13 protein-coding genes are annotated in these 15,734 nt (G+C 40.4%); 3 read left to right on the top strand and 10 right to left on the bottom strand.

Going from position 1 to position 15,734, the window contains the following annotated elements:
* Positions 1–930 (bottom strand): glycosyltransferase family 2 protein (locus FZ945_RS05815; RefSeq protein ID WP_187424172.1); only part of this gene is annotated, 930 nt, incomplete at its 3' end.
* Between the two features lie 86 nt (positions 931–1,016).
* Here FZ945_RS05815 and FZ945_RS05810 point away from each other — a divergent pair.
* The 3 genes from FZ945_RS05810 to waaF are packed head-to-tail and all read left to right on the top strand — an operon-like array spanning position 1,017 to position 4,139.
* Positions 1,017–2,186 (top strand): O-antigen ligase family protein, encoded by a 1,170-nt coding sequence (locus FZ945_RS05810; RefSeq protein ID WP_148803192.1) that lies wholly within the window; start codon positions 1,017–1,019, stop codon positions 2,184–2,186.
* Positions 2,158–3,189 carry a glycosyltransferase family 4 protein gene (locus FZ945_RS05805; RefSeq protein WP_148803190.1) on the top strand — a complete coding sequence of 344 codons (1,032 nt, stop codon included), beginning with the start codon at positions 2,158–2,160 and terminating at the stop codon, positions 3,187–3,189. Before FZ945_RS05810 ends, FZ945_RS05805 begins: the two co-directional genes overlap by 29 nt.
* The gene (gene waaF, locus FZ945_RS05800) at positions 3,186–4,139 is read left to right on the top strand and encodes a lipopolysaccharide heptosyltransferase II (RefSeq protein ID WP_148803188.1); all 954 of its coding nucleotides are present in this window, start codon (positions 3,186–3,188) and stop codon (positions 4,137–4,139) included. Before FZ945_RS05805 ends, waaF begins: the two co-directional genes overlap by 4 nt.
* A gap of 34 nt (positions 4,140–4,173) precedes the next feature.
* Here waaF and FZ945_RS05795 read toward each other — a convergent pair whose 3' ends face one another.
* The 9 genes from FZ945_RS05795 to napA all read right to left on the bottom strand — a co-directional run bounded on the left by FZ945_RS05795 (position 4,174) and on the right by napA (position 15,615).
* Entirely contained in the window at positions 4,174–4,881 is a 708-nt protein-coding gene (locus FZ945_RS05795) for a DUF6882 domain-containing protein (RefSeq protein WP_148803185.1), read from the bottom strand.
* Between the two features lie 15 nt (positions 4,882–4,896).
* Positions 4,897–8,508 carry a DNA polymerase III subunit alpha gene (dnaE, locus tag FZ945_RS05790; RefSeq protein ID WP_148803183.1) on the bottom strand — a complete coding sequence of 1,204 codons (3,612 nt, stop codon included), beginning with the start codon at positions 8,506–8,508 and terminating at the stop codon, positions 4,897–4,899.
* 507 nt (positions 8,509–9,015) lie between these two features.
* Positions 9,016–9,357 carry a chaperone NapD gene (locus FZ945_RS05780; protein WP_148803179.1) on the bottom strand — a complete coding sequence of 114 codons (342 nt, stop codon included), beginning with the start codon at positions 9,355–9,357 and terminating at the stop codon, positions 9,016–9,018.
* Positions 9,354–10,289, bottom strand: coding sequence for a WD40 repeat domain-containing protein (locus FZ945_RS05775; RefSeq protein WP_148803177.1), 936 nt, complete (start codon positions 10,287–10,289; stop codon positions 9,354–9,356). The genes FZ945_RS05780 and FZ945_RS05775 overlap by 4 nt, the downstream gene beginning before the upstream one ends.
* The gene (locus tag FZ945_RS05770; RefSeq protein WP_148803175.1) at positions 10,286–10,753 is read right to left on the bottom strand and encodes a 4Fe-4S dicluster domain-containing protein; all 468 of its coding nucleotides are present in this window, start codon (positions 10,751–10,753) and stop codon (positions 10,286–10,288) included. The genes FZ945_RS05775 and FZ945_RS05770 overlap by 4 nt, the downstream gene beginning before the upstream one ends.
* Positions 10,753–11,280 carry a nitrate reductase cytochrome c-type subunit gene (locus FZ945_RS05765; RefSeq protein ID WP_103611311.1) on the bottom strand — a complete coding sequence of 176 codons (528 nt, stop codon included), beginning with the start codon at positions 11,278–11,280 and terminating at the stop codon, positions 10,753–10,755. The genes FZ945_RS05770 and FZ945_RS05765 overlap by 1 nt, the downstream gene beginning before the upstream one ends.
* Positions 11,277–12,068, bottom strand: a complete 792-nt coding sequence (gene napH, locus FZ945_RS05760; RefSeq protein WP_148803173.1) for a quinol dehydrogenase ferredoxin subunit NapH — start codon at positions 12,066–12,068, stop codon at positions 11,277–11,279. Before napH ends, FZ945_RS05765 begins: the two co-directional genes overlap by 4 nt.
* Positions 12,065–12,823, bottom strand: a complete 759-nt coding sequence (napG, locus tag FZ945_RS05755) for a ferredoxin-type protein NapG (protein ID WP_410369045.1) — start codon at positions 12,821–12,823, stop codon at positions 12,065–12,067. The genes napH and napG overlap by 4 nt, the downstream gene beginning before the upstream one ends.
* A gap of 11 nt (positions 12,824–12,834) precedes the next feature.
* Complete coding sequence (gene napA, locus FZ945_RS05750) at positions 12,835–15,615, bottom strand: nitrate reductase catalytic subunit NapA (RefSeq protein ID WP_021093269.1); 2,781 nt, start codon at positions 15,613–15,615, stop codon at positions 12,835–12,837.
* Positions 15,616–15,734: the final 119 nt, after the last annotated feature.

Here is a 15,734-nt window from a genome sequence, read left to right as displayed (position 1 = left end):
TTTTAGCATTTTTATCAAAATTCTATGTTTTAGTCTAAACTTTGAAAAACCAGCTGAACTTATAATACTATCAATATCCTCATAGAAAAGGTCAAGCGCCTTTACATAGCTGCTATTTTTTAAATTTGGTCTTGATGAGATAGCTGGCATATAGACACTTTTTATCTTTCTAAACTCTAGATCAGGCACCATCTCAAGAGCTAAATTTTTATTTTTTAAAATTGAAATTATATCTTCATAGACAAATTTATGATCCATTACGGCTTTTAGCTTTTCAAAGCCACTAGTGTTATTTTCTCCGATATTGTAGTTATAAAACGCTCTATTTAGCTTCACAAGAGTCTTTGAAGCGATAACATTTCTTACTAAGGCATGAAAATCTTCAGCCTGTGTAATCCCAACTGGAAACAAATTTTCTTTTAAAATTTCTGTTTTAATAGCTTTATTCCATGTATTATGCAAGACTTTATTATGTCTTGAAGCAAGCAATCTCCTTAAATACTCATCTTTATCTATAGTGCGTTCATCTTTTGTCTCAAAGTCTTTTAAATATGCTTTTTTATTACCATAAATTTTAAATGCATCTGTTATTACTATATCTGCCTCAAACCTCTCTGCAATATCATATACGCTTGAAGCATAATCCTTTTCTACGTAATCATCGGCATCAATACAAATAGTGTATTTTCCCTTAGCTAGCAATATACCGTCATTTCTGGCAGCACTTACGCCTGCATTGATCTTTGTTTTTAATATTATTTTATCTTCATACTCTTTTAAAATTTGTGGTGTATTATCACTACTTCCATCGTCTATAACTATTATCTCAATGTCAGTAAAATCTTGAGATATTAGCGAATTTAAACAATTTCTAACATGCTCCTCTTTGTTAAAAACAGGCACTACAAAGCTTATTTTCACGCCAGACACAATACTTCCTTTTAACTTTTTGTTTAATTGTATATTATTTTTAGTTCATCAATGATAAAATGCAAACTTAAATTTAAAGGATATGCATGAAAAATGAGATTGCGTCAAAACTCTACAACTTTTTTTTACTTGTGATGTTATTTACACTACCAGTTACCGAAGGATTAAAACAAATTTCTTTAACGCTTTTTGTCTTAGTTGGAATTTATGTTTGTGTTAAAGAAAAAAGGCAATTTAAATTTGATGTTATAAATGTCTCCTTCTTTATCTTTGTTTTGGCCACTTTTATAAGCTGCCTTGTAAATGGGGTTTCGCCTTCAAGAGTGCTTGATCCATTAAGATGTATGTTGTTTTTCTTTGTAGCTAGAACTGTTGGAACAGAAAAAATAAATTTTAAATTTATGTTTTATGCACTATTTGCTGGTTTTATTGTCGCTTTTATACCAGCTTGCATAGAAAAATTTAGTGATCCGGATCCAGAGGCTTTTTTAATATTAAAATCAATTGGACATGTAAATCATAGTGCTATTTACATATTTTTAATTTTTCTAACAGCACTATTATTTATATCAAATAAAAATAAAAATAGATCAATAAATATTTCCATATCTATAATTTGTATTTTAGCTCTTGCTATCGCTGGTTCAAGATCGACTGCTTATATGATTCCATTGGTTAGTGTTTTAATTTTCTCATATTTGATATATAAAAAAGAGGTTAGCTTTAAGCTCTCACTAACACTATCCATTTTATTTTGCGTAGTATTTTTTACATATTTATATATAACCATAGCCTTTACTGCAGATGAAAGAATATACGATCAAATGTCAAAAGGGGTGCAAGGTGGTGAATTTAGATTTCTCATATTTGAAAGTGCATTTAAAACATGGCAAGACAATATCTTTTTTGGCATAGGTAGTGGAAATTTTAAGAGTATAGATTTGACACACTTTTTTCCACAAAGTGCAAAAGCACATGTATCTCATGCGCACAACACATTTTTAACATTTTTAACCGAAAAAGGCATCATCGCTCTGCTTGCGTATTTAGTATTTCAACTATCACTTTTTATTAAATTTATTAAAAATTTCAGGCAAAACAGCATAGTTTTTCTAGCGCTTTTGATGCTTGTTTTTCAAAACGTAATTTCACTTGTAAATACAACATTTCACCATGAAAACGCACTTTTGATGCTCTTGTTTTGGGCACTGGCTTTAGGAGTTATATATGAAAAAAATAGTATTTTTAAGAACTAATCCAAACGCAGTTGGAGGTGCTGAAAGATACTTAAGAAGGCTTGTTAAGGCCCTAAATGAGCTTGGTATCCAAACTGAGATTCGCTCATATCTTGGATACACCAGCGTCTCTTCTTGGAAAAAAGCTCTAAATTTTAACCGCCAAGTAAAACGCCAAAAAAGAGAGGATGAGTTTTACTTTAGCCTAGAGCGCGTAAGCTGCGCCGATATCTACAGGGCTGGAGACGGCGTGCATAAGGTTTATAGGACTACAAAGAGCTTTTGGTGGCTAAACCCCCTAAATTTCGTCTATCCATACTTAGAGAAAAGATGCTTTAAAAACTCCCAAAAGATCATCACAAACTCAAATTTCATAAAAGAGCAGATCATCGCGACTTACGGCATAGAGCCTGAAAAGATCACGACCATTTATAACGGCGTAAATTTACCCCAAAGGGTGCAAAAAGCCGAGGCAAAGCTCGCACTTTGTGAGGAATTTGGACTTAAATTTGAGCTTGCAACCCTGCTTTTTGTGGGAAATGGCTTTAAAAGAAAGGGGCTAAAAGAGTTTTTGCTCCTTGCCTCAAAGCTAAAAACGCCTGTAAATACGCTAATCGTTGGCAAAGACAAAAACATCTCAAGCTACAAACGCCTTGCCAAAAAACTTGGACTAAACGCCTACTTTGTCGGCGAGCAAAAAAGCACGGCCAAATTTTATGAAGCGAGCGATATTTTCATCTTTCCAACGCACTATGAACCATTTTCAAATGTCGTGCTAGAGGCACTTAGCTTTAAAAACGTGGTCTTTACGACGGCTCAAAATGGTGCTAGCGAGATTTTAGAAGATAAATTTGTACTTCAAAGCCCAAATGATGAGAGCGCACTGGAGTTTATAGATGAAATTCTCACAAGCCACGAGCTTTTAGCAAGTCTGCAAGAGAAGGCTTACAAGCTATCTTTAAATTTTAGCATCGAAAAAAACGCCACTCTTACGCTTGAAGTGATAAAAGACGCCTTAAAATGAGAGTTTTTATCGAGCTTCCAACCTGGCTTGGCGATAGCGTGATGGCAAGTGCTGCGATAGAAAATTTGGTGCAAAATGAGAAAAATTTACAAATCGTTTTTTTTGGCTCATTTGTAGCCTGCGAGCTTTACAAAAGCCATCCAAACTGCGAAAAAGTGGTCGTTGATGAGAGCAAAAAAGCTAAATTTAGGTTTTTATCTCTTGCAAAAAGCGCAAAAAGTCTTGGCAAATTTGATCTAGCTCTTAGCTTTAGGAGCTCATTTGCTAGTAAATTTTTGATATTTTTTATAAACACTAAGAAAAAAGCCATATTTAAAAAGAGCAAAACCGCCCTTCATCAGGTGCTAAAATATGCAAATTTTGTAAAAAATGCCCTTGGCTTAAGTGAAATTTCCACTCAGTTAAAGCTACATTTTACCCCTAAAATTTTAGCCAAAAAAACGCTAGCTCTAAATCCAGGTGCGAGCTACGGAAGTGCCAAAAGATGGTATCCAGAGTACTTTGCTCAGGTGGCGCTAAATTACAAAGATGAGTTTGAGATAGTCATCTTTGGCGGCAAAGGTGAGCAAGAAATTTGCGAGAAAATTGAGCAAATTTTAAAAGAAAACGGCGTTGCTTGCCAAAATTTAGCCGGCAAAACAAGTGTCAAGGAGCTTTGCGAGCGCATAGCTGGGCTTAGCCAAAATGGCATTTTCGTCACAAACGATAGCGGCCCTATGCACATAGCTGCCGCCTTTCATGTGCCAACGATCGCTCTTTTTGGACCGACAAAATTTAGCGAGACCTCGCCATGGGGAAATGAATTTGCAAAAATAGTACATCTAAACTTAGAGTGCATGCCCTGTATGAAGCGAGTTTGCCCACTAAAAACGCATGCTTGCATGAGAGAACTAAAGCCGCAAATGGTGATAGATGAGATAAATTTACTAAGAAAAGAGCTAGGCTACTAAGCTAAGCGCCCAATAACCCAGCCAAAATATAAGATTACAACTTCGCGGAGATATCTGTTAGTCTATTAAGATCATCAAATTTAAAGCTAAGTTCATCTTTAAACTTAGCTACTATTTCATCTTTATTTTCGTTAAATTTTATCTCACTGCCCAGCAAAAGTCCTTTTATAAAAAGCTTGTGATCAAGCTCATAGGCACTTATGCACTCATTTACTGCGCTTATTACTTCGCTTGCTAAAACTGGCTCTTCAAAGATAGTCTCCGCCCTAAATGCAACGTATGCCGCGCCTCCGTCGTAATCGATCTTATAGTAGCTTAGCTCCTCGCCAAGCGCCACGCAAGCAACCAAGCTAATTGTATGACCATTTATCTCTTCATCTAGCTCAAACTGCGCCGTGCTAAACGTTTCAAGCCCAAATTTCTCGCCAAACTCACGCGCCCTATTTGCAAGGCTAAGCAAGCGCTCGTCAAAGCCATTTATATTTTCATATCCCCAAAGCCAAGTGTTTGATGAAAAGCTCTCAGAGCCGATAAACTGCATATCAAACTCCTGCTTGTCAAAGTAAATTTTGCCACTTTCAAAGTCAGCTTGCCATTTGCTAGCCTCAACCACTTGCTTAAAAAGCCGTTTTTGAAGCAGCATCGCTCTGCCAAGATATGCGCTAAAAAGCTCACTCCAGTTACTTTTATCTATGCCAAGCTCGTCTAAAAAATGGCTCTTTTTTCTAAAAATATCAAACATCTCTTGTCCTTAAATTTACGCCGAAGCAGCGAGCTTTTCTATCTCCTCGCCCACATCGTCGCTTATGATAAACTCAGTCTTATAGATGAAAATTTCGCCAGTTGCTTCATTTTTTATCTTCAAAATTAGCCGTTTTTGATTATTTGGAGCATTTTTGCTAAAAACTAGCGAGTAAATTTGCTCTAGCTTTTGCCTGCTAAGCTCGCTAAGGCTTAAAAGCACCTCTAGTTCAGCATACTCTCTTACCTTTTGAGGGGCGCTCGCCTCTTCATTTTTACTAAATTTAGAGTTTTGTTTTAGCTTTCTTGTCTTAAAGTCTAAATTTTGCGCATCTTCTAGGCTATAAACCTCGTTTAAATTTGTCCTTACAAATTGATCGTCGCGCGAGATATTTATCCTAAAAGCATAAGGCAGATCGCGTTTTGCCTCGTCTTTTACGATATCTTCGATGTTGCCAAGCTCCCTTTCAAAGACGGCGATCTCGATGTTGCCGTGAAAGTCCAGCACATTTATAGTGCCCATTTTTTTGCCACTTTTTGTGATCCTTGTACTAAAGTCCTCGATCTTGCCAACCACCAAAATTTCAGCACTTTGCGGCAAGGTCTCAAACTCCGAGCTTAGCGTGTATTTGATCTTATTTATCTCATCTTTATAGTCATCAAGCGGGTGACCTGAGAGGTAGATGCCAACGCTTTCTTGCTCAAATTTCAATATCTGCTTGATGTCAAATTCATCATTTATCGTGACGAAATTTATCTTCACATCATTCATACTATCATCTTCGCCAAATAGGCTCTCGGCCGCATTTTTACGTATCTGGGCTGCATTTTTGCAAGCTTCTACGATATTTTCTACATTTTGTAAAAGCATCTTGCGGCTAAAGCCAAATTCATCGAAGCAGCCAGCTTTTATAAGGCTTTCAAAGACCTTTTTATTGACCTTAAATGGATCGATCCTTGAGACAAAGTCGTCCATGCTCTTAAACTCGCCCTTTGCGTCACGCTCAGCGATGATATTCTCAATAGCCGCTCCGCCAACACCCTTAATCGCTCCAAGTCCAAATATAATGCCATCGTGATCACCATTTTTAACGACGCTAAATTCTTTGGTTGATTTGTTGATAGATGGTGGCAAAGTATCGATGTTTATGCGTTTTATCTCATCGATGTAGCGAACGATCTTATCGACGTTGCTCTCCTCGCTTGTTAGAAGTGCCGCCATAAATTCAGCCGGATAGTAAGCCTTCAGATAAGCAGTCTGAAACGTGACATAAGCGTAGGCTGCGGAGTGAGACTTGTTAAAGCCATATCCTGCAAATTTGACGATCAGCTCGAAAAGATCGTCCGCTTTTTGGCCATTTAGCCCCTTTGCCTCAGCACCTTTTACAAACTCGCCCTTTAGCCTGTCCATCTCCTCTTTGATCTTTTTACCCATCGCACGGCGCACAAGGTCCGCACCGCCTAAGCTAAAACCGCCTATGGCTTGCACGATCTGCATGACTTGCTCTTGATAGACGATGACGCCGTATGTTGGCGCAAGGATCGGCTCAAGCTCCTTAAATGCGTATGTTATCTCCGCCTCGCCATGTTTTCTCTTGACGAAGTCATCAAGCATACCACTCTCCATCGGTCCTGGGCGGTAGAGTGCTAGCATCGCGACGATATCCTCAAAGCAGTCTGGGCGCAGGCTAGTTCCTAGCTTTCTCATGCCCTCGCCCTCTATCTGAAAGATGCCGATGGCTTGGCCACTTTGTATCATTTTATAAACGCCAGAGTCGTTTTTATCGACCTGCTCCCAGATGATGTCTCTGCCAGTGCGCTGTTTAACGAGCTTGATCGCATTATCGATAACCGTTAGCGTCTTAAGACCAAGAAAGTCAAATTTTATTAAATCAACGTCTTCAAGGTATTTCAGGCTATACTGAGTGACAAAGCGATCTTCTGGGCTGTTTGGCTGGCGAAATAGCGGGGTTTTGTTCCAAAGCTCTTCGTTTGAGATGACAACGCCTGCTGCGTGCTGGCCGGCGTTTCTGTTTAGCCCCTCAAGATCAAGGGCAAATTTCCAAATTTTGGCCGCCTTTGGATTTTGACTTATTAGCTCAGCTATCTTTGGCTCTTTCTCGTAGGCGTCTTTTAGCGTGATGTTAAGCTCATCAGGGATAAGCTTTGCCATCGCATCAGCCTCCGCATAAGGCATATCGCAGACTCTAGCGACATCTCTGATGACACCTTTTGCGAGCAATTTACCAAATGTAATAACGCCAGCAACGTTAAATTTGCCGTATTTTTGCGTGACATAGTCAATGATCTCGCCGCGTCTGCTCTGGCAAAAATCCACGTCGATATCTGGCATACTAACGCGCTCTGGATTTAGAAATCTCTCAAAAAGCAAGTTGTATGGGATAGGATCAAGGTCGGTGATCTTTAGTGAGTAAGCGACCAAGCTACCAGCCGCAGAGCCACGTCCTGGGCCAACTGGCACGCCTCTGCGCTTGGCCTCGTTGATGAAGTCCCAAACGATCATCATATATCCTGGGAAATTCATCTTATTGATGATGCCTATCTCTATCTCAAGGCGTTTTCTATACTCTTCGTGTAAATTTTCTGGGACAAATTTCAGCCTCTCTTCAAGGCCTTTTCTGCACTCGTGCTCGAAAAATACAGCGTCATTTTTGAAACTATATCTGTTTTCTGGCTCTGGGAGGGTCAAATTTCTCTCTTTGGCGCACTCAAGCGTAAATTTAAAATTTGGCGGAGTTGGGTTGCCAAGCTTGATCTCAAGATTGCACTTATCCACGATCTCTTGGGTGTTTTCTATCACTTCAGGGATGTCTAAAAATAGCTCGTTCATCTGCTCTTTGCTTTTAACAAAAAACTCATGGACGCTGTGGCGAAGTCGGTTTGGATCGTCTAATGTTTTGTTCATAGCGATGCACATGAAAACCTCGTGCGCAGCGGCTCTTTCTTTAAAAGTGTAGTGGGTGTCGTTTGTGGCGATGACCTTGATGCCAGTCTCTTTTGCAATACGCAAGATGTCATCGTCTATGCGCCTTTGATCGCCGATGCCGTGGCGCATGATCTCAAGGTAAAAGTCATCGCCAAAAATTTCTTTATACTCAAACGCGACCTCTTTTGCCCGCTCATAGCCTTTGGCGCCAAATTTAACGTTGCGCTCGCTTAAATTTAGATGCCAGCTCACCTCGCCCTGTAAGCAAGCCGAGCTACAAACTATCCCCTCGCTGTGCTCTTTTAGGATCTTTTTATTGATACGAGGATAGTAGTAAAAGCCCTCGATGTAGCTCATGGAGCTTAGATACATCAGATTTTTGTAGCCAGTCTCATTTTTGGCGATTAGGATGAGGTGAAAGCGCTGTTTGGTGCTCTTATCATCAAGCTGCTCGCCGTTATGCACGTAAGCCTCGATGCCAATTAGCGGTTTTATCCCATTTTTTTTCATCTTTTTGTAAAAATCAATCGCGCCAAACATGTTGCCGTGATCCGTGATCGCTGCTGCCGTGTCGCCTCTGTCATGGAGCGTATGAGCTAGCTCTTCTATCTTGTTTGCTCCGTCTAGTAGGGAGTATTCGGTGTGTAAATGTAGGTGTGTAAAGCCAGAATTTTCACTCATTTTTTATCCTTTTTAATGAGCAGATTTTACAAAATTTTGGCTAATAAGGCGCTTGATAAAAGCTTAATGGGAGCTTTAAAATTTAGATATTTTTCGGTATGTAGTAAGAGCAAAGCGCGCGATTATGCTGTCATGCTGCGCTATTTAGCGTCTGACAAATTTTAAAATTTGATCGAGTTTCTAATCGCATGCGGTGCGCCAGCACCTTTGCATGCCCTTCTAACGTGCGAGGGGTTTAGGGGATTTAAAAAGGAGGATAAGGGGACGGCTTCGTAATTTAAGTCCCCTTGTCTCCCTTTTGATAAAAACTTTAAATTTCTAAAAAACTATTTTTTACAAATTTTAAAATTTCATGAACGAGTAATTTCGGCTCTTAAATTTGAGCTAAGCGATAAGTGAAATCAAATTTTAATAGTCAATTCTTAGGGGTGAATGGAATTTTAAAATTTGTAAAGGTAGCTTGATTAAATTTGTAAAATTCTTTTTTATTCAAAAGAGAGTTAAATTTCACCTCACCTTATAATGCACACTGCCGCCATATGCAATGTCTTCGGCTTTTACGTCATCGCTTGTTAAGATTTCACTTATCTTGCCGTTTGCTTCAAGCCTCTCTCTATTTTCATGAGCGTCTTCTTGGTAGCTATAAACCATCGCAACACTCACCACACCGCTAACGGCCTCTATCATCTTAAAAACTCTGATCTCATCTTCTATGCTCTCTGAGCTAACGACCACCACGATCCTATCTTCTGCGTCAGTGATGATCTCGCACTCTTTTAGCTTTCCTATCTCACTTTTTACGCTCTCGTTTTTATTATCCGTATAGACTATCAGGCTTGAAATATTCATCTAACTCTCCAAAATAAAATTTTCTTCTCATAAGCAGAGGTCACAACCTCGTTGTCGCTTATAAAAACTATGCTATTTATCGTGCTTTGACCGGTTTTTAGCATCGCGATATTTTCCAGGCTAGCACTATCAACTAAATTTACATCGCTCATCTCATCGCTCATATACGCTGCGATCTTACCGTCACTACTAAGCCCCACGCCATAAACCAAAAAGCCAGTGTTTATCTTTTTTAGCGTCCCAGCAGAGAAGATGCCAACGATCCTGTCGGTGCCTCCACTTATCATGACGCCATTTTTATAGGCAATGTCGTAGATATTATCAGTGTGGATATCTAAAATTCTATCCATCTTTTTAGTGCGAACGTTGTAAAAATAGACCTTGCCACTCTCACAAGCGATCGCTAGCGTGCCTCTGTCCTCGCTTATTTCCATGTCTGAGAGCATTGCGATTGATATTTTAAAACTATCATAAATTTCGCCACTTTTTAGGTTTAAAAAGTAAATTTCATTGCTGATTGAGGCAAGTGCGACGTGCTCATCATCTAAAAATAGAGCCTTTTTTATCGCTTGATTAGCCATTTTTATGCTTCTCATCTGTCCATTTTCTCTTATATAAAGCACCTTTGTAGCGTAGTCGCCCTCGCTTAGGATGAGTATCTTGCCATTTAGCTCATCGACATTTAAAATTTTTGGCCTTTCATGGTCGCTAACGTAGGTTTTTATATCATCCATTTTGATGATCTCATCAAATTTAGACTCTTTTGGATCGTAAATTTCAACCGTGCCACCATCAGTTGCGATAAAAAGTTTGCCATTTATCAGCGTGGTGCCAAGCACATTTGCACTAGCTTCTATCTCTTTAACAGGCGTTGTGATCTCATTTGCAAAGACAAAATTTAACAAGCAAAAAAGAAAAAATAAAACTCTCATAAAGCCTCCATCTCAAGCGAATTTTTAAAACAAACATCAAAGCACTCGCCGCAGCTTACGCAATTTTGATTGATTATAGGGCGAAAAACACCAAGAAACTCAACTGCTTTAAATTTACAAGCATCAAGGCAGTTGTAGCAAATCGTGTCATTCCACGCTAGGCAGCTAGCGACGTTGATGCTAACCTTTGCGTTTATGCTCTTTGGTGAGCTTAAGCTTAGTGTCACGTGAGCGCTACTTTGACAAGCTTTCGCGCACTCTTCGCAAAAGTCGCAGCCTAGCTTTTTAACTTTAAAAACAACTCTTTCATTTTCAAAGCTAAGAAGCTCTTTTTCACAGGCACTTACGCAGGTAGCCTCACAGCCAGCACAGTCAAATTCTCCACTAAAAAAGGGTGGATCTATAAATTTGGGAGCAGGTTTTGCCCCCAAAATTTTACTAATTAGCTCTCGCCTGCTTTGCATTACTTAACGCCGTCATTTAAAACGTCTAGTAAATTTGACTTATGTGAGCCGTTTTTATCTCTAAAGTCAGGCTTAAATTTGTTACCAACAAGCTGGGTTACGCCATTTTGTTGCTCGACGTGGCAAGTTGTGCAGTTATATCTCTCATCATCAAGCTTGCCTGCAAGATCTTTTTTATTTCTGATGTCATAAAGGTGAGAAGCTGGGATCGCAGTTGCTCCGCTATCTTTTGCAAACTCAGGCATGTGGCAGGTTACGCACATATTTGAATCTTTTGTAATAGGCACCAAACCCTCAGTGTCGTGTGGGATAAATGGAGGTGCATTTTCAAAAGATCTATCAAATCTCTTTGCCATACCTGCTGGCTCTTTTGTGTAGTTGATGTCTTTTAAAACAACGTCTTTATCATCTAACAAATCAACATTTCTAAGGCCGATTTGCGAATCGCTAATGCTTGGATTATTCAATGCACATGCCGCTAAAAAGGCAGCGCATAGTGCTCCAAGCGCCATTATTTTCATTTTCATTTTTCTCTCCTTAAATTTCTAATACTAAAATTTAACGCCCCGTCGCCGCAAACGTCGATACATCTACCGCAGCTTATGCACTCGCTTGAGCTAACCGCTCGGCTCTCTTTGCCGATCATATCTAGCACTTGCACCTCTGGGCAGATGAGTTTGCATTTCATGCACTTTGTGCAGGCATCTGCGTCGTGTTTTACTCTAATGAGTGCAAATTTTGATATCACCGCGTAAAATGCACCAAGCGGGCATACGTGTGAGCAAATTCCGCGCTTTAGCACGAACATATCAAAGGCCACTATGCCAATGGCGATGCCAATGGCACTAACTGAGCCATAGATAATGCCACGCTGGATAATACCAACAAAGCTAATGCTCTCAAACGCTGGCACTGACAAAGCTAGGCTTAAGATAAGAGTGAGCGCTAGCAAGTAGTAGCGTAAATTTTTACTTACGTTTAAAATTTTCTCGCCCTTAAAGCCAAATTTCTCTCTTAGCTTGTAAGCAATGTCTGTTAGTAAATTTACTGGGCAAACCCACGAGCAAAAAGCCCTTGGCGCAATGAGAGCGTAAAATGCGAAGACGATGATCGCGCCGATTACTGCATTTATGCCTACGCTAAAGCTTGCTAGTAAAATTTGAAGCACCGCAAATGGATCGCTTAGTGGAATTTGTCCAAAAAGCGAAGATGAGCTTAAATTTCCGCTAAGTATCTTAAACCCATAAACATTTCCTATGATAAATAACACTAGGATAGAAATTTGAGTTATTCGTCTTAAGATTAAAAATTTCATAGCTCACCGCCATTTAGATAGTCAGTCGCCTTTTTGATGTCGAGCTTTATCTTGCTGTCGGCATCGTCCACGCGCCTTTCATCTTCTTTTATCCAGCCTTTGACGTAGTTATCGCCAACTTTGCCAAGTACAACTTCGCGGTTTAGCACGGTAATGGCTGCTTTTTCGGTGATACAGGCTCGCTCGCACACGCCACAACCTGTGCAGATATCGCTATCAACTACTGGGAGCAAAAATGCGTGCTTTTGTGTCCTTTCGTTGCGGCGATACTCGAGATATAGGGCTTTGTCTAAAAGCGGACAGGCTCTGTAACAAGCGTCGCACTGTATGCCCCAGTATGCCACGCAGTTTTTCATATCGACCACTGCAACGCCCATTTTGGCTTTGTTTATATCTAGTTTGCCAGCTGTGCTAACTAAATTTGCGTCTAGTGCCCCAGTCGGACAGGCTGGCACGCAAGGGATATGCTCGCACATATGACAAGGAATTTTTCTAGGCTCAAAATAAGGCGTACCGACACTTATACCATCTTCAAGAGTAGCGAGTTTTAGCGTATCAAATGGACAGGCCTCTACACAAAGCCCGCATCTAATACAGCTTTTCAAAAACTGCTTCTCCGCTTTCGCACCAGGCGGTCTAAGAAGTACAAGCGGTGAGGCTTTGGCACTAAGTGACCATATAAAGCCTCCACCAAGAGCTAAGATCGCTGCCTTAGCTCCAAATTTCAAAGCTTCACGCCTACTTGAAAATTCCATATCAGCCACTTTTATGCCTTGTAAATTTTAACCGCGCACTTTTTATAGTCTGTCTCTTTTGAGATCGGGCAAGTAGCGTCAAGGCAGACTTTATTTATAAATACGTTTTCGTCAAAGAAAGGCACATAAACAAGACCTACTGGCGGCTTATTTCTACCTTTTAGATCTACTCTAGCTTTTACCTTGCCGCGGCGTGACTCGACCCAAACGATCTCATTTTGAAGCACGCCAAGTTTTTTAGCGTCATCTTCATGCATGTAGCAAAGTGCCTCTGGAACGGCTCTATAAAGCTCAGGAACACGCATAGTCATCGTACCTGTATGCCAGTGCTCTAGAACACGGCCAGTACATAGCCAGAATGGATAATCTTTGCTTGGCATCTCGCATGGATCCATGTAAGGGCGGAAGAAAATTTTTGCTTTGTTTGCAAGAGGAGTTTTCTCTTGATTTTTTACGCCTTTTAGATCGCCTGTTGGAAGAGCTGCGTTTTTGTTGCCATAGAATGCAAATTTATCATTTGGAGCAGCTTTTTTAGCGTATGGGTCAAATTTAGTGTTAAATCTCCACTGAGTCTCTTTGCCATCAACTACTGGCCATCTAAGACCTCTTACTCTGTGGTAAGTGTCAAAGTCAGCTAGGTCGTGGCCGTGGCCAACGCCAAATTTTCTATACTCTTCCCAAAGATATTTGTGGATGAAAAATCCATATCCTTTAAATTCTTTACCATCAGAGCCGATCACCTTTCTGCTATCGCCAAAGACTTCTGTATTGTCATAGTTTTCCATGATCGGATCGTTTGCGCTAAATTTCTTAGCATCTTCATTTGCAAAAAGTACGTCAAATAGCGTATCTTCTTCGCTATATCCCATAGCTTTCGCAGCTTCAAGCACGCTTGGAAGTGTCACTTTGTCATTTAGCTTTTTCTCGCCCCAAACATCTTTTAGCTTAAAGCGCTTACTAAACTCAAGCATTTGCCAGATATCAGGCATCGCTTCGCCAACAGGGAGTACTTGCTGTCTCCAGTGCTGTGTCCTTCTCTCAGCATTACCGTATGCGCCCCATTTTTCGTAGATCATCGCAGTTGGCAAAATAAGGTCAGCTACTTTTGCAGAAATTCCTGGATAAGGGTCACTTACAACGATGAAGTTGTCCATCTCGCGAGCTGCTTTGATCCAGTGGTTTGCGTTTGCAGTGTTTTGCCATGGGTTATTTACTTGAACCCAGATAAATTTAACCTTGCCATCTTCAAGATCACGCATCATTTTTACGTAATGTGAGCCTGGTACGGCATTTAGCGTGCCAGCAGGTAGTTTCCAAAGTTTTTCAGTGATCTCTCTATGTTTTGGATTGCCGACAACCATATCAGCTGGCAAGCGGTGAACGAATGTTCCAACCTCTCTTGCAGTTCCACACGCACTTGGTTGGCCAGTTAGAGAAAAGGCGCCTGAGCCTGGAAGTGCTTGCTTGCCGAGCAAGAAATGCACCATATAAGCTTGCTCATTTACCCATGTGCCGCGTTGGTGTTGGTTAAAGCCCATAGTCCAGAAGCTAACGACTTTGCGGTTTTTCTCGATGTAAAGATCAGCAAGAGCTTTTAGTTTTTTCTTAAATTCATTGATATCTTCGTTTGGATCACCTTTTGCTACTTTAGCTGTAAAGTCAAGTGTGTAAGGCGCAAGAGCTTTTTTGAACTCTTCAAATGTTATTTGCCAGTGATCGCCAGCTTTTGCAGCATTTTTATTTTCTAGCGTATCGCCAGCCTTTAAACCAAGATAAGAAAGTGTAACGCCCTCAGCCTCGCTTAGCACTTTTGACTTCTCAGTAGCAGCTGTGTCTAGCTCGCTTGGAGCATATTTTTTGTGGTGGATATCTGGACGAAGACCATATCCGATATCAACTGGACCAGCCGTGAAGACGCAGTGTTTTTTAACAAACTCTTCATCGATCATCTCAGGGTGGTTATAGACTATCTCACGAGCGATGTAGTTCCAGATAGCAAGGTCAGATGACGGAGCAAAAATGATTTCGATATCGGCTAAATTTGATGTTCTAGTTGAGTAGGTGCTTAAATTTACGACCTTTACTCTATCAGGATCACTAAGCTTTCTATCGCTCACGCGCGCCCAAAGGATCGGGTGCATCTCAGCCATATTTGCTCCCCAAGCTATGACAGTATCTGTTAGCTCGATGTCATCAAAGCAGCCTGATGGCTCATCGATACCAAAAACTTGCATAAAACCAAGAACTGCACTTGCCATACAGTGTCTTGCGTTTGGATCGATGCTGTTGCTTCTAAAGCCGCCTTTCATAAGCTTAACTGCTGTGTAGCCCTCTGGGATTGTGTATTGACCAGAGCCAAGCACGCCAACGCCGTGAGGTCCAAGCTCGTCATAAGTCTTTCTAAACTGAGCTTCCATCACGTCAAATGCTTGCTTCCAGCTTACTTGCTTAAATTTACCTTTTTTGTCAAATTCGCCCTTTTCATTTACACGTAAAAGTGGATGAGTGATCCTATCTTCGCCGTACATGATCTTAGCATTAAAGTAGCCTTTGATACAGTTTAGACCGCGGTTTACTGGTGCTTCTGGATCGCCTTTTACGGCTACTATCTTGCCCTCTTTTGTAGCAACCATGATGCCACATCCGGTTCCACAAAATCTACAGGCAGCCTTATCCCAACGCCAGCCTTTTTCAGCTTCATTTGCCGCACTTAGCGAGCTTGGCACAGCGATACCGGCACTAGCACAAGCAGCACTAGCTGCAGCACTTTTGATGAAATCTCGTCGATTCATTTTTTCTCCTTGAAAGATTTAACACTAATGTTAAATATATATTAACTTTACAAAGCTTAATTTACACCTGATTTACATCGGCTAATTTGTAAAAATCTTAAATTTTAAAATTACAAATT

Source organism: Campylobacter concisus (assembly GCF_902460535.1).
Lineage (GTDB): Bacteria > Campylobacterota > Campylobacteria > Campylobacterales > Campylobacteraceae > Campylobacter_A > Campylobacter_A concisus_AS.
The sequence above is the reverse complement of the archived record's forward strand: the minus strand, read 5'-3'. Positions and strand labels throughout refer to the sequence as shown.